This is a genomic window from Candidatus Tisiphia endosymbiont of Micropterix aruncella (assembly GCF_965178575.1).
GTDB lineage: Bacteria > Pseudomonadota > Alphaproteobacteria > Rickettsiales > Rickettsiaceae > Tisiphia.
In genome coordinates this window covers 21,694-39,288 of the sequence record NZ_OZ238268.1, presented here as the reverse complement: position 1 = coordinate 39,288, position 17,595 = coordinate 21,694, and the positions used below count along the sequence as shown (strand labels likewise).

15 protein-coding genes are annotated in these 17,595 nt (G+C 32.7%); 9 read left to right on the top strand and 6 right to left on the bottom strand.

What is annotated here, in order from left to right:
* The first annotated feature begins 116 nt into the window (after positions 1 to 116).
* Positions 117 to 1,280, top strand: a complete 1,164-nt coding sequence (locus tag ACN1AG_RS00220) for a mechanosensitive ion channel family protein (RefSeq protein ID WP_417905056.1) — start codon at positions 117 to 119, stop codon at positions 1,278 to 1,280.
* A gap of 18 nt (positions 1,281 to 1,298) precedes the next feature.
* The gene (locus tag ACN1AG_RS00215; RefSeq protein ID WP_417905055.1) at positions 1,299 to 2,030 is read left to right on the top strand and encodes a class II aldolase/adducin family protein; all 732 of its coding nucleotides are present in this window, start codon (positions 1,299 to 1,301) and stop codon (positions 2,028 to 2,030) included.
* Positions 2,031 to 2,072: 42 nt separating this feature from the next.
* On the opposite strand, the gene erpA is transcribed toward ACN1AG_RS00215, so the two are convergent.
* Complete coding sequence (erpA, locus tag ACN1AG_RS00210) at positions 2,073 to 2,405, bottom strand: iron-sulfur cluster insertion protein ErpA (protein ID WP_341758105.1); 333 nt, start codon at positions 2,403 to 2,405, stop codon at positions 2,073 to 2,075.
* Positions 2,406 to 2,529: 124 nt separating this feature from the next.
* Between erpA and ACN1AG_RS00205 the strand changes: the two genes are divergently transcribed.
* From ACN1AG_RS00205 to dut, 5 genes are all read left to right on the top strand, one after another.
* The gene (locus tag ACN1AG_RS00205; RefSeq protein WP_417905054.1) at positions 2,530 to 3,681 is read left to right on the top strand and encodes a deoxyguanosinetriphosphate triphosphohydrolase; all 1,152 of its coding nucleotides are present in this window, start codon (positions 2,530 to 2,532) and stop codon (positions 3,679 to 3,681) included.
* Between the two features lie 3 nt (positions 3,682 to 3,684).
* The gene (argS, locus tag ACN1AG_RS00200; protein WP_417905053.1) at positions 3,685 to 5,418 is read left to right on the top strand and encodes an arginine--tRNA ligase; all 1,734 of its coding nucleotides are present in this window, start codon (positions 3,685 to 3,687) and stop codon (positions 5,416 to 5,418) included.
* 24 nt (positions 5,419 to 5,442) lie between these two features.
* On the top strand, positions 5,443 to 6,252 hold the full coding sequence (locus ACN1AG_RS00195; RefSeq protein WP_417905052.1) for an SPOR domain-containing protein: 810 nt from the start codon (positions 5,443 to 5,445) through the stop codon (positions 6,250 to 6,252).
* A gap of 163 nt (positions 6,253 to 6,415) precedes the next feature.
* Entirely contained in the window at positions 6,416 to 6,844 is a 429-nt protein-coding gene (locus tag ACN1AG_RS00190; protein WP_417905051.1) for a hypothetical protein, read from the top strand.
* A gap of 55 nt (positions 6,845 to 6,899) precedes the next feature.
* Positions 6,900 to 7,346 carry a dUTP diphosphatase gene (gene dut / locus ACN1AG_RS00185; protein ID WP_417905050.1) on the top strand — a complete coding sequence of 149 codons (447 nt, stop codon included), beginning with the start codon at positions 6,900 to 6,902 and terminating at the stop codon, positions 7,344 to 7,346.
* A gap of 239 nt (positions 7,347 to 7,585) precedes the next feature.
* Here dut and ACN1AG_RS00180 read toward each other — a convergent pair whose 3' ends face one another.
* The 5 genes from ACN1AG_RS00180 to ACN1AG_RS00160 form a co-directional block, all read right to left on the bottom strand.
* Positions 7,586 to 8,527, bottom strand: coding sequence for a hypothetical protein (locus ACN1AG_RS00180; RefSeq protein ID WP_417905049.1), 942 nt, complete (start codon positions 8,525 to 8,527; stop codon positions 7,586 to 7,588).
* Between the two features lie 115 nt (positions 8,528 to 8,642).
* The gene (locus ACN1AG_RS00175) at positions 8,643 to 9,398 is read right to left on the bottom strand and encodes a YaaA family protein (RefSeq protein ID WP_417905048.1); all 756 of its coding nucleotides are present in this window, start codon (positions 9,396 to 9,398) and stop codon (positions 8,643 to 8,645) included.
* 150 nt (positions 9,399 to 9,548) lie between these two features.
* Positions 9,549 to 10,496 (bottom strand): malate dehydrogenase, encoded by a 948-nt coding sequence (gene mdh, locus ACN1AG_RS00170; RefSeq protein ID WP_367363790.1) that lies wholly within the window; start codon positions 10,494 to 10,496, stop codon positions 9,549 to 9,551.
* A 286-nt stretch (positions 10,497 to 10,782) separates the two neighbouring features.
* Complete coding sequence (gene rho / locus ACN1AG_RS00165) at positions 10,783 to 12,135, bottom strand: transcription termination factor Rho (RefSeq protein WP_341757619.1); 1,353 nt, start codon at positions 12,133 to 12,135, stop codon at positions 10,783 to 10,785.
* A 617-nt stretch (positions 12,136 to 12,752) separates the two neighbouring features.
* Complete coding sequence (locus ACN1AG_RS00160; RefSeq protein ID WP_417905047.1) at positions 12,753 to 14,846, bottom strand: hypothetical protein; 2,094 nt, start codon at positions 14,844 to 14,846, stop codon at positions 12,753 to 12,755.
* Positions 14,847 to 15,077: 231 nt separating this feature from the next.
* On the opposite strand from ACN1AG_RS00160, the gene nuoF reads away from it, so the two are divergent.
* Together nuoF and ACN1AG_RS00150 are read left to right on the top strand one after the other, a co-directional pair.
* Positions 15,078 to 16,340 carry an NADH-quinone oxidoreductase subunit NuoF gene (gene nuoF / locus ACN1AG_RS00155; protein WP_417905046.1) on the top strand — a complete coding sequence of 421 codons (1,263 nt, stop codon included), beginning with the start codon at positions 15,078 to 15,080 and terminating at the stop codon, positions 16,338 to 16,340.
* A 19-nt stretch (positions 16,341 to 16,359) separates the two neighbouring features.
* On the top strand, positions 16,360 to 17,346 hold the full coding sequence (locus ACN1AG_RS00150) for a hypothetical protein (protein ID WP_417905045.1): 987 nt from the start codon (positions 16,360 to 16,362) through the stop codon (positions 17,344 to 17,346).
* Positions 17,347 to 17,595: the final 249 nt, after the last annotated feature.

Genomic DNA, 17,595 nt, shown 5'->3' with positions numbered 1-17,595 from the left:
ACACCAACTTGATAGATTGCAAGTGTTGGAAAAAATATTAACTAAATCATCAAATTAATTAGACTAATAGTTGGCTAATTAATATCATACAATGAACAAATATCAAAAAGGTTTATATGACACAGTATTTATGGAATCTTTATCACAAATACGATAAAGAAACTTTAATGTTAATAATTATGATAGTTTCAATCATTCCACTGATTATCGTTATTAAGACAGTAATATTTTCAATGATAAAAAACTATATTAATAAACGGCATCATGATTATGAAAAAATATTTAAAAAATATTCTATATACACCTATTTATTACATACATTGCTAAGTTTATACCTTATATTTTGGGGCAATATCTTACAGGCATTTCCTACTCCACATTGGATAATTAGTATTAAGAATATTGTAATAACACTCTATACAGGTAGCTTCGTTACACTGCTAACCCTATCTCTTATAGAGGCTTTTGCCGATATTTATCGAAACAAAATGGCAACTTCTGTACAAGCCTATTTAAGTTTATACACACAAATATCAAAAATACTTATTGTCTCTGTTGCTATCATTATAATTATTTCTAGTATTTTGAATATTTCCCTTGCTGCATTTTTTACTAGTTTAGGAGCAGCAGCAGCATTGTTAACCTTCCTATTTAAAGATACTGTTACAGGTTTGTTGGCAAGCTTACAACTTGTTTCTCAGGATATAATACGAATTGGTGATTTTGTTACTGTTCATCAGTATAATATTGAAGGTACTGTAGAAAAAATTACTATTACAGTAGTTAAGATTAAAAATGCCGATCAAACTATTTCAACAATACCGACATCTAGTCTTTTAACAACTAATGTAGTAAATTGGCGTGGCATAACTGAATCAGTGGCAAGAAAGATTCAGAGAGCAATTTGTATTGATATAAATAGTATTGTACTTGTCCCAACTGTATTTATACAGGAATTAAAAAAATCGCCATATCTTGCAAAGGAAGTAATGAATAAAGTGGATTTGGAATCTATAGATGGTGATATAACAAACATAAAAATATTTAGATTATATGTAAAAGAATATCTTAAAAATCACCCTGCAATATATAAACAAAATTTTACATTTTTGGTACGTCAGTTAGCTCCAACCCCTAATGGTTTACCAATAGAATTATACGTCTTTACTAATGAAACAAGAAGGGATATATATGAAGATATTCAAACCGATATTTTTGATCATTTGTTTGCAGTGATTCCTGAATTCAAATTAAAAGTATTTCAAAATAGTAATGTATAAGCTTAAACTAAGATAACAATGACTTTAGAAGAGATCAAATTTAACTTGGCTTCTGCATATCAAATTCTTGCGATTTTGGCCTTAGATGACCATACTTATACACATCTATCTGCAAGACCTGAAGGGGCGGATTTTTACTATATTTATCCTTTTGGTTTAAGGTTTGAAGAAGTAACTAGTGATAATCTACTGCGGGTTGGTTTCGATGGAACAGTTCTAGAGGGTAGCGAAGATAGTTACAATGAAACCGGCTACGTCACTCACGGTAATATATACAAAAAAAGAGCAGACATTTTATCTATCTTTCATCTACATACTCCAGCAACTGTTGCTGTATCATCCATGCGAGTTGGATTGATGCCCATAAGTCAATGGGCGTTGCATTTTTATGAAAAACTATCTTATCATGACTATAACTCTCTTCTACTTAAATCTAATCAAAGTAATAAAATGCTTGATGATCTTGGACAAAATTATGTTATGTTTCTACGTAATCATGGAATGTTAGCTTGTGGTAAAACAATCCATGAAGCCATGTTCTATACTTATCATCTAGAGCAAGCATGTAAGACCCAATGTTTAGCATGTTCAACAAATCAGGAGTTAATCTTGCCATCTCAAGAAATTTGTAAAAAATCCGTGCAAGATTTATTGTCATTTGAAGAAGATTTAGGCAAACGTGACTGGATTGCTTGGCTTAACTTACTTAAGAGAGTTAGTCCTGCAAAGTATAAAGAGTATACTCGGTGAACTTCGTCTACCCAACTCTTGAAATCATAGCAGTATATACAGTTATACAGAGAATGAATTACCACACCCACACTTAGTTTTTGCATTGGGATTTCTAATTTCAAAATAGGAACTACCTAATTCTTCGATAAAATCTATTATACAATCAACCATAAACTGCTGAGATATTTCATCGATAACTACTTTAATATTATCTTTTTCTATAATACAGTCATCTTTTGTTATGTCATTGCTTGGAACGAGAGCGTAATTATAAACAAATCCAGAACAGCCTCCACCATCAACAACTACTCTAAGAACCAAACTTGGATTACTTTCTAATTTTATTAGCTCATCTACTCTTTTAAAAGCATTATCAGTAACTTTTATTGACATGATCTTATATTATAAAGACCTTTAAAATAATCCTAAAAACCTAATTTTGCAAGAGTTTCATTTAAAAACCTTGAAAAGCTTGGTAGGTGATTCTATACTGGCTTTGTTAAATAGGAGTTAATATATGCTTGCTTCATATGCAGTAGATCCAGCCAAGAGTAGGGGGAGATTGTTTAATGAATATCCTACATCTTATAGAAATGAATTTGAACGAGATCGGGATCGTATAATTCATTCAAAGGCTTTCAGACGTTTACAATATAAAACCCAGGTTTTTATTAATCATGAAGGGGATCATTATCGAAATCGCCTTACTCATTCGATTGAAGTTTCTACGGTTGCACGTTCTATTGCTAACACCCTTAATTTATCAAGTGATTTAGCTGAAACTGTAGCCCTTGCTCATGATCTTGGGCATACTCCTTTTGGTCATGCCGGGGAGATAGCACTAAATAAATGTATGGAAGATTATGGTGGATTTTCCCATAATGCTCACTCATTAAAGATTCTTACTAAAGTAGAGAAAAGATACGCGGCTTATAATGGATTAAATTTGACATGGGAAGTACTAGAAGGAATTGTTAAACATAATGGTCCTTTAATAAATAACATACCTAAATATATAGTAGAGTATGATTTACAGCATGATCTTGACTTAGCTCACTATTCCTCAGCTGAAGCTCAAATTGCTTCATTAGCTGATGATATTAGTTATATTTCTCATGATTTGGAAGATAGTGTTGGTGCTAAGATTATTGATTTTAATCATCTAGCAGAAATTAAATTTATTGATCAATATGCTTTTGAAATTAAGTCCAAGTTTAAGGATATAACAACTTCTCGTCTTATTTATGAAATCGTACGTAAATTAATGAGTGATTTAATTACCGATCTATTGCTACAAACAAATGATAACTTACAAAAACAGAAAATAACTACAACAGCTGATATACGACATCTTGATTATCAGATTGTTGATTTTACTGACGAGACAAAAGAACATATAACAGCAATTAGACAATTCTTGTATAATAAAGTATATAAACATAATAAACTGACCTCTATAACTTTAAAGTGTCAAAACATTATACAAGGGTTATTTAGAGTATATATGGATGATATTGATTTATTACCATTTAGTTGGAAAGAATTAATTATACCAGGGGATATAAAATCCAAAGCTGATATAGTAGCAGATTATATCGCTGGCATGACGGATCGCTTTGCTATTCAAGAATATCAAGATCTTTATTCCTTCAATTTTAATAATATTTGATTTATGAATATATTTAATAAATTACGTGAAGATATCATTAGTGCAGCTAGACAAATATGCGATAATGAAGATGTGTTACAATTGGCGGCTATAGAAATTCCTAAAGATAATCTCAATGGTGATCTTTCAAGTAATATAGCTATGATTATTGCTGCAAAACAAAATATTAAACCCAAGGAACTAGCTATTAGATTTAAGGAAATATTAACGCCTCTTCCGTATATTGCGTCTATAGAAGTTGCTGGTCCAGGATTTATTAACTTTACTATCAAAGCAGATATGTGGCATAACTCTATCAATGACATATTGCTGGATAAGGAGGATTTTTTTAAGATTAATTTTGGTAATAATCAAAAGGTTAATATTGAATATGTATCTGCAAATCCAACTGGTCCTATGCATATTGGTCATGCTAGAGGGGCTGTTTATGGTGATGCTTTAGCCAAAGTTCTAGATAGTACAGGCTATATTGTGACCAAAGAATATTACCTTAATGATGCCGGCTCTCAAGTGGATGACTTAGCTAGTTCAGTTATTCTACGCTATAAACAAGCGTTAACAAAAGAAGAGATCGTAATACCAGAAGGGCTTTATCCTGGAGAATATTTGGTAGATGTTGGACAAAAGTTGGTGGAAAAATTTGGTGATAAATTATTAACAATGAACGATAGGCAACGTCATGAACTTGTTAAGGATTTTGCAGTAGAAGAAATGTTAGCTATAATTAAGCAGGATTTAAAGGAGCTAGATATTGAACACGAGGTATTCTTCTCGGAAAAGTCACTGCATGATAGTGGTAAGATTGATGAAGTTGTACAAATGCTTACTAAAATGGGACTAATATATGAGGGGCAGTTGCCCCCTCCTAAAGGTAAAATAGATGAATCTTGGGATTCAAGAACTCAGAAATTGTTTAAATCTACGGCTTTTGGTGATAATCAAGATAGACCAATAGAAAAATCTGACGGTAGTTGGTCATATTTTGCCTCTGATTTAGCTTACGCTAAGGATAAAATAGATCGTGGTTTTAATCATCTAGTTTATATTCTAGGTGCAGATCATTGTGGTTACGTAAAAAGAATTGAGGCAATAGTTAAAGCTCTTGGTGGGAAAAAAGTTAAAGTTGATGTTAAGATTTGCCAGTTAGTAAATTTTGTTGAAAACGGTATCGCTATAAAAATGTCAAAACGTAGCGGTAATTTTACTAGTGTACGAGATGTAACAAATGAGGTAGGTAAAGATATAATAAGATTTATAATGCTAACCCGTAAAAATGATATTACTCTTGACTTCGACCTAGTAAAAGTAAAAGAACAATCAAAAGATAATCCTGTATTTTACGTACAATATGCTCATGTTAGGACAATGTCTATACTGGAAAAAGCTAAAGAATCCATGCCAAAAGCATATAGTAAATTCCTAGAAAATGAGTATGACTTGTCGTTACTTTCCAGCGAAGAGGAAATAGAAATAATTAAACTTCTTGCTTCATGGTCAAAAGTTTTAGAGATTTCGGCGAAATATTTTGAACCCCACAGAGTAACTTTTTATCTGATTAATTTGGCTTCAAAATTCCATGCTTTATGGAATTTTGGCAAAGAAAATAATGATTATCGGTTTCTAATTGAAGATAATATAGAGTTAACCACTGCTCGGCTTGCTTTAGCAAAGTCTATTCAAAAGATTATAAAAGTTGGTTTTGGTGTTATAGGGGTAACGCCTATGAATAAAATGTAATGAAGTATTGTAATTTATAAGTTGATGACTAACCGCACTTTACTCTTACTAATTATTCTCTCAATAATTAGTGGTATTACATATTTAGTTTATACTAATTACAGCCGAAATAGTGGCCAAGTAGTAACAATTTACCCTGATCCATCACCTACAAAAATTAAACCACAAGATAGTGGTGGGATAGTAATACCAAATGCGAATAATATAATTTATGAGAGTTTACAACAAAAAAAGACCAACAAACCTGTAATATTACAACCTGAACCGGAAAAGCCATTAAATATCGCTAAACAAAAACTAGCAGAAAGTGATGAAGAACTTGACTCGATAGACACGATTTTATTTAGTATAGTAGAAACTGATCAAGCTAAGTATGAAAAACACAAACTAAGTAAAGATGAAGAAGGAACGGAAACAATTTTGCCTAATATAATAAAAAATGACTTGGTGCAAAAAGAGAATTTAATAGAACAAAAATCTGTTCCAGTAGTTCAACAATCTAATAATAAAGCTGGTTTAAATGTCATAAAAGTTACTGAATCACATCGCAAAATTGATGAAACACAGTTAAATAAGTCAAATCAAGGCGGTTATAAAATTCAACTAGCCTCGGTAAAATCTGAATCAGAAGCTAATCAAGAAGGAGAAAGAATCAAAAAAAAATATGCAAAAATCCTTAATAATACGGTAGTAAATATTAAGAAGATACAATCTAGTACAGGAAGTTTTTTCTATTTAGTATTAGTAGGTAACTACCAAAGTATAAGCCAAGCTAAAGCTATCTGTAAGAAACTATCTGACAATCAGCAAGGTTGTATAATCACTAACCGTTGATGTATTAAAGAAATAGAAAAGTTAAAATAAAATAATAAATATATGAGTGAAGAAGTAACTGGTATTAACCATGCAATATAAAATAATTGTAGAAATATAAATAGTTCAGTGCTATAACCGTAGGATGAGTTAGTGTTCTATTTGTTGATTTTTAGGGTAATGAATGTTTAGTAAATATATAGTTAATATTTTTCTTTTTATTATAATGCTAATTTTATCTAGCTGCTCTGTCTACAAAGCTGCTTCTAATGAAGGTATTACAGTATCAGATATAACTAAATGCCAAACGAAAGGTTGTTTTCTATCTCATGGTATGGAAATCGTTGATCGTCATCAAGAAGAAGATGGAAAATATATGGAAACATATAGGGCTATGGCAAGAAAATCTGGTTTGAATTATTTAAGAGCTGCTGGGCATGGAGTACTTGATGTTGTGACTCTTGGAGTATGGGAAGTGGCAGGTACTCCAGTTGAAGGGGCTATATCTAATAACCGAGGTTATATTACAGCTAGGGTTACTTATCCGTATAAAGAGGCAGATAAGCTTGAAAAGATCGAAATTTATGATGCCAATGGTAAGAGGATTAAGTAAAGTTGGAGTCTAAGTAATCAAGCTGATCAATATCATCCTAAAAAATATTATATTTATGAACATTAAAGTTAAAATTAAAAAATTAGAACATTCTGTAGATATTTTGCCCAGTTATGCTACTGAACATAGTGCTGGTATGGATCTAGTAGCAGCAAATATTGAACCAATAACTATAAAACCACAAGAAGTAAAGTTAGTACCCACGGGAATTTGTATAGCATTACCTAGTCATTTAGAAGCTCAAATCAGACCAAGATCAGGTTTAGCACTAAAACATGGCGTTACCGTGCTGAATTCACCTGGTACAATTGATGCTGATTATCGTGGTGAGATAAAGGTAATTTTAATTAATCATGCTCAAGAAGATTTTATAATTGAACGTGGTATGAAAATTGCTCAGATGGTTATCGCTAGATATGAGCAGATATTATGGGATGAGGTTGATTCGTTAGATGAAACATCTAGAGGTATTGGTGGATTTGGTTCGACTGGGAAATTCTAAATTAGGCTAACGATACTGCCTAGCTATACTCTAATACAAAAATTAATAATTTAACCTGAATTCGATGTAACAAGTGCTAGACCCAGTATCATCTCTATTGTGGGTGATGTCACCCCTGCGTAGGCAGGGGTCTAAAGAAGTAGCAAGGATTAAGTGCTTAAACATTTTTAGATCCCTGCCTTTGCAGGGATGACATCGAGCGTGCAGAGAATAATAATTATTCTTACATCGAACTGAGGTTAATTCACATTTTTCCAGTCGGAGCGTTTAGTTTCTCCGGTTTTATAAAAAGAAGTTACTTCTTTTATAAAATGTTCAAAATCCGAATTTTCTTTAACTAGCCTATTAGCCATATTCCAATCAATCTCTAATCTTTCTTTAGCAGGAATTAGTATTCGACCTTTTTCGGATTCGTTTATGTTTAATAAAATAAATCCTATACCGTGCCTAGCAGAAAGAATTTCCAGTTCACGAGAAGTGTTACTATCCTTGCTTTCTACTAGAGAGAAAGCTACTAAATATCCATAGTGAGCCCATGACGAATTTGATAGTGCTTGAAAAAAAGATTCTCGTACATTGGAGTGATTAATTTTTACTTTCACCTCAAAAGACCAAAGTTTAGCTTTTATATCCGCATATTGTTTGACACAATCTTTGATCGGCTCTGCCCAATCGTTCGTCATAGCCTTCATTCCCACTAGGTCGGGATATAACCATTTATTAGCATTAGTACCACTACGATTTGAAGAACGTTTATCATTAATAGTCATGTTATAAATACTAAGCTCATCCCAAAGAAATTCTGAAAGCTTTAGATACACCTCTTTTTCTTTTATATTCGACCATTTTTCAGCGTCTTCTATCTCCGCTTGATCAGTTTTTTTAGTAAAATAATATTTACGCGGACACTCTTGTGTTATTTTAATACCAGGCTCTTGTTTTTGTATGGCTTCATTACGTTCTTTAGTCATTTCTCCACTAAAGAGTGTTATAATAATTTTTTCTCTTTTTAATTGATCAGTTGTATTACACAGCAATTTGTTTTTACTTTTTTCTGCTTTTTTCTTGCATTCTTCAGGATAAGTTTTTGCTAGCCATTCTGCTATTTGATAAGAGGTAAATTTTTGTTCTTCATTGTTTTTAAGAAAACCAATAATTGCTCTGTTACGGTTAAATTGCATAGATACTACTATTTTATAAACTACTAATAAATAATAATCAGAGTAGTAAAGAATTTAAATATAACTAATATATAATTGCAAGTTATTATCTTTAAATTTAAATGTAGTTGTAATATTACAACTCATTTTTAATAAATACCCAATCTTTATCGGAAGACTCAGTTTCACTATAGTAATAGTTTTGCTTAGAGAATTGTTTTAATTTTTCAGGTAGGTCTATAAGATTTTCTGCAATAAAGTTAATCATGCTGCCCCTAGCTTTCTTGGTGTTTATAGCTATTATTTGTAATTTATTATTTCTTATTTCTTTAAAATATATATTAATTATTGGATATTTAAGATCATTTTGATTTATGGCAGAGGAATATTCATTAGAGGCTAGGTTGATTAGATATTTATTTTGGTGAGTTGCTAATATTTGATTTAGGTAATTGGTAATATCAATTTGCCAAAAACTGGATAATTTTTCTAAATTTGGCAATTTTGTTGACATTTCTAGCCTATAGGGTTTTATTTTATCTAAAACTCTTAGTGGTCCATATAAACCTGATATAATTAACGTGTGTCCTTGCAAGAAATCCCATTGCTCTTTAGAGAAACTTCGTCTATCAATATTATCATAAACATCCCCATCATAGGCAAATATCGCTTGCTTTTGAGGATGGTTATCGAAATCTTGAAATCTATGATAATTAAGCTCAGCCAGTTTGCTACTTACATTCATTATCTGCTTGATCTGATTTTGCGATAGGCTTTTACATATCTGTAAGAGATACTGCATTTTAGTAAGGAAATGCGGTTCTGTATATAGTAAATCCGGTATTTCAGAGATGAAATCCTGAGTCTTAGCTGGTGAAATTATACTTAGCATATCTGTAATCTAGACAAAAAATTTATACCATGTCCGAAAACTAATCATCACGTCGTCGTACTTCATGATCTCCGTTCCTCACGTACTAGTAGTACACTCCGGTACTCGACATTCGTACTCCGAGTAGCAATTTAGTTTTGGGAAATGGTATTACAACTTAACTGATTCAATTAATTTTCTAACTCCATCTACTGATTTATTAAATAGATCTTGCTCTTCATTATTTAATTTTATTTCCACTATTTTTTCTACACCATTTTTACCAATAATAACTGGTACTCCGACATACATATCTTTTACTCCATATTCCCCTTGGAGATAAGCAGCACAACTTAATATTTTACGTTTATCTTTTAGATAACTCTCTAACATTTCAATAGCAGAAGTTGCCGGAGCGTAATAGGCAGAACCATTTTTAAGTAGTGAAACAATTTCTCCACCACCATTTTTTGTGCGATCTATTATCGCATTAATACGTTCTTTCGTCGACCACCCCATTTCTACTAAATCTAAAACTGGTATGCCGTTAATTGTCGAATATCTAACCAAAGGAACCATTGAGTCACCATGACCTCCAAGTACAAAACTACTAACATTTTCTACGGAAACATTAAATTCATTGGCTAAGAAAAAGTTAAATCTTGATGAATCAAGCACTCCAGCCATACCAACCACCATATTGCTAGCTAGTCCACTTTCCTTTAACATTACGTAAACCATAGCGTCAAGTGGATTGGTTATAACAATAACAAAAGCGTTCGGTGCATATTGCTTAATGTTGCTAGCCACAGTTTTTATAACAGTAGTATTAACATTAATTAAATCATCACGACTCATTCCGGGTGAACGTGGTACTCCAGCTGTAACAATTATAGCATCTGAACCTTCTATGTCTTTATAATCGTTAGTACCTTTGGCAATTATATCTGATCCGGTAATTGTTCCAGCTTGTGATATGTCTAAAGTCTTACCCTGCGAAGGACCTTCAGATAAATCAAACATAACTATATCAGCAAGTTCTCTAAAGGCTATCAAATGTGCAAGTGTTCCGCCAATCTTTCCCCCACCAATTAAAGCAATTTTTGTTCTTTTAGCCATACTTCCTCCTGAAAAGCATTTTATACCACAATTCTAGATAAGAATTAGTTAATTCTTATCTAGAATTGGCTTTAATATAAGGAAAAATGCATTCTTAAAGCGGTTTTGCGAATGCATTTTAAACCTTTCTAAAGCTAAAAACATGATTTTAATCTTTTAAAATCATGTTTTTAGCAAAATATTAATTTAACAATCAGATGCAGAGCCGTCTCAAATCTGATTGTTTCCATAATTCCACCGAATTTGGGATAAGAATTGACAAATTCTTATCCCGAATTCGCGTATTTTATGAATTCATTGAATCAAAAAATTCTGTATTAGTTTTAGTGTTTTTAAGTTTATCAATTAAAAATTCTGCTGCATCGATAGTTCCCATTGGGTTAATGATTCTACGAAGAATCCACATTTTGGTTAAAATGGCTTTATCAACCAATAGCTCCTCTTTACGTGTACCAGATTTAGTAATATCAATCGCAGGGTAAATACGTTTATCAGCTATTTTACGATCGAGAACTATTTCAGAATTACCAGTACCTTTAAATTCTTCAAAGATCACCTCGTCCATACGCGAACCTGTATCAATTAAAGCAGTTCCTATTATAGTTAATGAACCACCATTTTCAATATTTCTTGCCGCTCCAAAGAATCTTTTTGGTCGTTGTAATGCATTTGCATCAACCCCTCCTGTAAGAACTTTACCAGACGAGGGTACAACAGTGTTATAAGCTCTAGCAAGTCTTGTTATTGCGTCAACCAATATTACCACATCTCTTTTATGCTCTACTAACCTTTTAGCTTTCTCAATAACCATTTCTGCAAGCTGAACGTGCCTAATAGCTGGTTCATCAAAAGTTGAGCTAACTACTTCACCACGTACTGAACGCTGCATATCAGTAACTTCTTCTGGGCGTTCGTCGATTAACAAAACAATTAAAAATACTTCTGGATTATTGGTAGTAATAGCATGAGCTATATTTTGTAATAGAACAGTTTTACCCGTTCTTGGTGGAGCAACAATCAACGCACGTTGTCCTTTACCCATAGGAGCAACCAATTCAATTATTCTTGTACTAAAATCCTTACTATTATCTTCTAGCTCTAGGGATAATTTTTCTTCAGGATAAAGTGGCGTTAAATTATCGAAATGTACTCTATGATAGGCCTTAGACGGATCTTCAAAATTAACTTTGTTTACTTTTAACAAGGCAAAATAACGTTCTCCTGGTTTTGGAGCTCTAATTTGCCCTTCTACCGTGTCCCCTGTACGTAGTCCAAAACGACGAATCTGACTTGGGGAAATATAAATATCATCAGGACCGGCGGAGTAATTTACCTCTGGAGACCTAAGAAAGCCAAATCCATCAGGTAGAATTTCCAATACACCTTCCCCTGAAATCAAATCACCTTGTTCAACAGATTTCTTGAGTATAGCAAAGACTAGCTCTTGTTTTAGCAAAGCACTAGAGTTCTCAATATTAAGATTTTCTGCTTGTATTTGTAACTCTTCAGGTGATTTACGCTTTAATTGTTTAAGATTGATGGTAACAATACCATCTTTATTAGGACTATCGTACTTGATACTATTATTGTAATGATTATCAGATGATTCCTTATTGTTAGTAACTGTATTTTGGGTCATACCTATTTTTTTTAGATTAGTTAAGATCAGACTTTTCTAGAAACTTTATTCTTTCTAGGTCATTTTGTTGTTAGAATCAATCGAAGGAATCCTCATGTACACTAGTACTACTTACGATTTTTTGATTAATTTTTTAGTAAAAATTCCTTTCATAGCTAGTTTTGAAATAGGTCTATTGCTTTAAAAACTGGGAGAATCACGAAACCTACGAAAGTCAAGTTACTTAAAGATTAAGGTTAGACTACTACTCGAATGATTAGATTTCTTGCATAATTCTACTTCTGTTGGTAATTTATTCGTCGTGTCTAGGCTCGAATCCGTAACGGAATTTGAGTACGCTGCGAGTCGAGATTCCGTGGCTTCTTTAAATTCTTACACATAAACGAACTCTGCAAGAAGTTTATTGAAATTAGCATCACAAAATTTTAACAGTTCAGCTAGTTTCCGAGTAACTAACTTAATTTGGGAATTGGTATTAATACTAACTTAGTTATTTATATTTATCAAATTATTTTGCGGTTGTCAAACAAATTACACATGGTAGGGTAATTTAAAAGCTATAACCAATAGTTGATGCACATGTGTATATTAGTGACCCCCACGACAAGTCGGTCAATTTACCATAACCTTCCTTTATTTACTGCTTTAAGAGTAGGTCTAGTAGGTTTAGTAGGTGTTGCTAGTTCTTTTTTAATTGTTTCTACATGCTTTAACGTTTTCTTTACTTGTTGAATTTCTGTTTTAATAGTACTAATAATCCTAGACATGCTTGGATTATTTTGTGACTCCATTGATGATAATTTATCTGTTTGAGTTTCCTGAACTATTGGGGCTTTTGTAGGCATTTCTTGCTCTGATTTTATTGCTATCATTGAAGTATTTATGGTATCTTGCCTAGCATGCACTTCTTCTACCTTTGGGTTGGGCAGCCTAACAGTATCTTCAGCTAGCTCTTGATATCTAGGTTTGTCCATCTGTGCTATCAAATTGCTCTGTAACTTATCCACCAAAACTCTGTTATCTAGTTGGTCCGTAGTTTCATTTAATCTGTGTGCTTCTATATTTTCTAACTGAGCTTCTGTTGGTGCTGACACCACAAAACCAGAACTACTAGGTTCGGGTATTTGTTTTGTTTCTATGCTAGAATGTTGAGTAAGAGAAGGTGGTGGTGTAGACACTGAAGTTGACATGGTTGGTGTAGTTTGATTGCTATATTTGTCTGTAAGATATGTAGCAATATCCTGTAAATTATTTGTAGAAATAGGTAATTTTTTAATCACAGAAGAATACCAAGATTTATCTGCTGCAATTTTATTTGTTATGTCAGATATTATCCCCTCTTTATGATTTCTTAGTTGCTCAGAACCAAGTTCTATTAAAGTTGGAGATAATTGTTCCGAGATTTTGTTATTTTGTTGTTCTGTAATCTTTATATCTGTTTTATTTTGAATTTTGTTAATAGATTCTTCAAGGATTGGCTGTGATATTAATTTTGCATCTTCAGCTTTAATAATTGGATTAATAGAATCGGCAAATCGTTTGATATTTTCTTCTGTAATTTTTGTCTTATCTAAGGTTAGAAACGAAGAATTTTTTGGAGCATTATCTACACTAAAAAATTTCTGAGCTTCCTTGCCAATTAAGCTATGTAATTCTGTTGGTGTCCACTCTTCAAATAACTTAGTTGCTAATTCACTGGGCATATGAACATAAGGTAGAAGCTGTTTACAAAAAGCCTCTTGTCTACTCTTTTGTTCTTCCATAGAACCAGTATCCGTATCCTGTATCTTTGTACTAAGAGTCAATAAAAGCCTTTTGCTTTCATTTGCTCTATAATTAACAAGCTCTGGACTTAAGCCATTATTCCTACTAGCTGCTAATTCTTTTATAAAAGAATTAGCAGATTCATTAACTGCATTAGAAAGAGCTGTAAGTTCTGTCTTATTAAGTTCTTTGAAGTCTTTAGAAAATTTAACAGTTTTATTTCCTTGGCTAATAGTTTCGTTAAAAATATTAAGTTGTTCGGTACTAAAAGCTCTTGAATCCGCTTGTAAACTTTCCATAGTGTTGTTAATTACTGTACTGGCATAATCTGATTTAGGAATTGCTTGACCTTTTAACTCTAATATTACTTTTTTAACAGCTTCAAGAGCGATCTTATTCTCATCATTGTTACTACTTTTAATATCATTTAATACAAATCCCTTTAAACTAGCTTCTAAGTTTGCAAATTGCCTATCTGTTTTTGCCTTGTCATTGTCGTTCATAAGTCCTTTAGAACGTTCTATATTTAAACTAAAATTATCAAGAAGTTCTTCTGTCTTTTGATCAGATAAATTACGGTAAAAATTTTCTACTGCTAATCCAGTTATTGCACTCATAAATGATTCGTTAGTATCAATGAGTAATTCATTAGCTATGAGTTCTTTTGATAATTGTGGAGTTAGTTTTTTTAGAAATTTAAGTTTATATGTGTATGCCCTTCCTATTAATTTATTTATATTTTCTATCTCATTTTTAGTCTTAACTCTAATAATATCATCTTTTTTGTCTGCTAAATTGCTATCACTTTCGTACCCAGAATCAACAGATCTTACTGATATATTATCATCTTGATTAGTACTATATTCAGAATGAATAGACTCCTTCTCCCTCTCAAAATTAGATGTATTTAAATTACTGGATTCTATAGTTGCTCTATCGTCTGACATAAAAACCTTTCATTATATTAACCACAAAATTGGAAGACATATAATCCCTATTACAAAAGAATCTCTATTGAATTGATGATTTTTGCAAGTATTTTGATATAGAACAAATATACTTAATGCATTTCAGAGTTGGCGTTGTTGTATTTTTGTGGAAAACCCTGCTAATATTTATTCTTCACAATTGTTTGCCTTCAGCTATAATATCATATGTAGATATTCTAAGAGTTAATTATGTTACAAATTAGCGATAAAATTTTTTCTAATCTTAGTGGGCAGGAAAAATATGATATAATAAGTAGTAAGCAACGTGGAGATTGGGATAATACAAAAGATTTTATTATTAAAGGTAGAGAATGGATAATTGATGAAGTAAAAAAATCAGGTCTGCGAGGGCGGGGTGGTGCTGGATTTTCGACTGGCACCAAATGGTCGTTCATGCCTAAAGACCATCCAAAGCCTAGTTATCTAGTGGTTAATGCTGATGAATCAGAGCCCGGTACGTGCAAGGATCGTGATATTTTGAGGTATGAGCCACATAAATTAATTGAAGGTTGTTTGCTCGCCAGCTTTGCTATTAACGCACATACTTGTTACATATATATTCGTGGTGAATTTTATAACGAATCCTCCAATGTACAGCGTGCTATAGATGAAGCTTATGATGCCGGTTTTATAGGCAGTAATGCTTGTGATACAGGATATCATCTTGACATTCATTTGCATAGAGGTGCTGGGGCATATATTTGCGGTGAGGAAACAGCTCTGCTCGAGAGCTTAGAAGGCAACAAGGGCTTCCCTAGATTAAAGCCACCATTTCCAGCTAATTTTGGCCTATATGGTTGCCCAACAACTATTAATAATGTTGAGTCAATTGCCGTTGTGCCTACTATACTCCGGCGTGGAGCTGATTGGTTTGCTGGAATCGGTAAGCCTAATAATACCGGAACGAAGATTTTCTGTATTTCTGGTCATGTAAATAAGCCATGTAATGTTGAAGAAGCCATGGGCGTACCTTTAAAGGAGTTGATTGAGAGATATGCCGGAGGTGTACGGGGTGGATGGAGTAATCTGAAAGCTATTATCCCAGGTGGCTCATCAGTACCGTTGCTACCAAAGTCATTATGTCAGGATGTTGCAATGGATTTTGATAGTTTAAGGGCAGCTGGTTCGGCACTCGGGACTGGTGGAGTCATTGTTATGGATAATTCAACGGATATTATTTACGCTATTGCTAGGCTTAGTAAATTCTACATGCATGAGTCTTGCGGTCAGTGTAGTCCCTGTCGAGAAGGTACAGGCTGGATGTGGCGAGTTATGATGCGACTGGTACGCGGTCAGGCAAAAATAGATGAAATAGATCAGTTACTGGATGTTACAAAAATGATCGAAGGACGTACTATTTGTGCCCTTGGAGACGCTGCTGCTTGGCCTATTCAAGGATTAATTCGTCATTTCCGTCATGAGATTGAAGAAAGGCTAGCTCGGCAAGGGTAACTATATGAAGCAAATATAAATGAAGAAAATAATAGGTCTGAACATAAGTAGAAAATCTCAATTTATTATTGCATTTGGTATAATGGGGTTATTATTGCTTATATCATACTGTAGTCGTTCATCTTGTATTACTTACATGTTACCATCAGAATATTTAAATAATGGAAATTTAGCATATTTCCAATTTAATAATCATAATGAACTACAAGAATTACTTCCTAAAAATATTAGATATATCGAACAATATAATATAATTGCCAGTGGGCAATTTAGTGTTAACCAATTTAAAAATGCTATTAGATCTAAAACAGATATTATTGATGTTGATTTAAGGAATGAGTATCATGGATTCAACGACCTAAACCCAGTGTCCTTTATCAGTTTACCATATGATGACGTCAACACTAATAAATCTCAAGAGGAAATTATAGTACAGGAGCAATATCTTTTTGGTTCAATATTACCAACTTACAAGCAACTTAGTATATATGTAAATAATTTGAAGACTACGCCAACACAGAAGAACCCAGCAATCTGTGTACCTATTTCTACTAAGACTGAAGCTGATATAATGGCAGGTTTGAATATTGATTATTATAGAATTACCACATCAGATCATCGAGAGCCAAATCGTGATAATTTAGATAAAATGGTAGCACTTTTTGATCAAAAATTAAAATTAAATCCAAGTCGATGGGTTTATTTACATTGCTTAGGTGGAAGAGGTCGTACCACGGCAGCTATAGCTGAGCTTATGATGTTAAAGCAACAAGAAGCTGGCGAGTTACAACCATTCGATGATTTGGTAACATATGTAGAATCCGTTAGTAATGGTTATAAGTTAGTACCAAGTTGTAAGCCTAGTGATCAAAATTATCGCTGTCAATGGAAGTGGGATCGTTATAATACCTTAAAAATATTCTATAATTTTGTGCGAACAAGAACTGAGAATCAAACTTTTAGTGATTGGCATAATGTAATGTTCCAAAAGAAAAAGACATTGTAATTAACTTAATCATATTAATTAACCTCAGTTCGATATAAGAATTAATAATTCTTATATCGAACTTGCTTTGTTATAAGGAAAAATGCACTCTTGAAGCGGCTGACGCGAGTGCATTTTAACTTTTTTCATCATTCAATATGTGATTTTAATAATTAAAATCACATATTGAATGGAGTGTTATATTTTAACAATCAGGTGGGCAGCCGTTTCAAACCTGATTGTTTCTATATATAACACGAAAGTTCGATG

Bases quoted from the DNA above. Each gene is read 5' to 3' on its own strand.
- ACN1AG_RS00220 (WP_417905056.1), top strand. From the start codon at position 117: ATGACACAGTATTTATGGAATCTTTATCACAAATACGATAAAGAAACT.
- ACN1AG_RS00215 (WP_417905055.1), top strand. From the start codon at position 1,299: ATGACTTTAGAAGAGATCAAATTTAACTTGGCTTCTGCATATCAAATT.
- erpA (WP_341758105.1), bottom strand. From the start codon at position 2,405: ATGTCAATAAAAGTTACTGATAATGCTTTTAAAAGAGTAGATGAGCTA.
- ACN1AG_RS00205 (WP_417905054.1), top strand. From the start codon at position 2,530: ATGCTTGCTTCATATGCAGTAGATCCAGCCAAGAGTAGGGGGAGATTG.
- argS (WP_417905053.1), top strand. From the start codon at position 3,685: ATGAATATATTTAATAAATTACGTGAAGATATCATTAGTGCAGCTAGA.
- ACN1AG_RS00195 (WP_417905052.1), top strand. From the start codon at position 5,443: ATGACTAACCGCACTTTACTCTTACTAATTATTCTCTCAATAATTAGT.
- ACN1AG_RS00190 (WP_417905051.1), top strand. From the start codon at position 6,416: ATGTTTAGTAAATATATAGTTAATATTTTTCTTTTTATTATAATGCTA.
- dut (WP_417905050.1), top strand. From the start codon at position 6,900: ATGAACATTAAAGTTAAAATTAAAAAATTAGAACATTCTGTAGATATT.
- ACN1AG_RS00180 (WP_417905049.1), bottom strand. From the start codon at position 8,527: ATGCAATTTAACCGTAACAGAGCAATTATTGGTTTTCTTAAAAACAAT.
- ACN1AG_RS00175 (WP_417905048.1), bottom strand. From the start codon at position 9,398: ATGCTAAGTATAATTTCACCAGCTAAGACTCAGGATTTCATCTCTGAA.
- mdh (WP_367363790.1), bottom strand. From the start codon at position 10,496: ATGGCTAAAAGAACAAAAATTGCTTTAATTGGTGGGGGAAAGATTGGC.
- rho (WP_341757619.1), bottom strand. From the start codon at position 12,135: ATGACCCAAAATACAGTTACTAACAATAAGGAATCATCTGATAATCAT.
- ACN1AG_RS00160 (WP_417905047.1), bottom strand. From the start codon at position 14,846: ATGTCAGACGATAGAGCAACTATAGAATCCAGTAATTTAAATACATCT.
- nuoF (WP_417905046.1), top strand. From the start codon at position 15,078: ATGTTACAAATTAGCGATAAAATTTTTTCTAATCTTAGTGGGCAGGAA.
- ACN1AG_RS00150 (WP_417905045.1), top strand. From the start codon at position 16,360: ATGAAGAAAATAATAGGTCTGAACATAAGTAGAAAATCTCAATTTATT.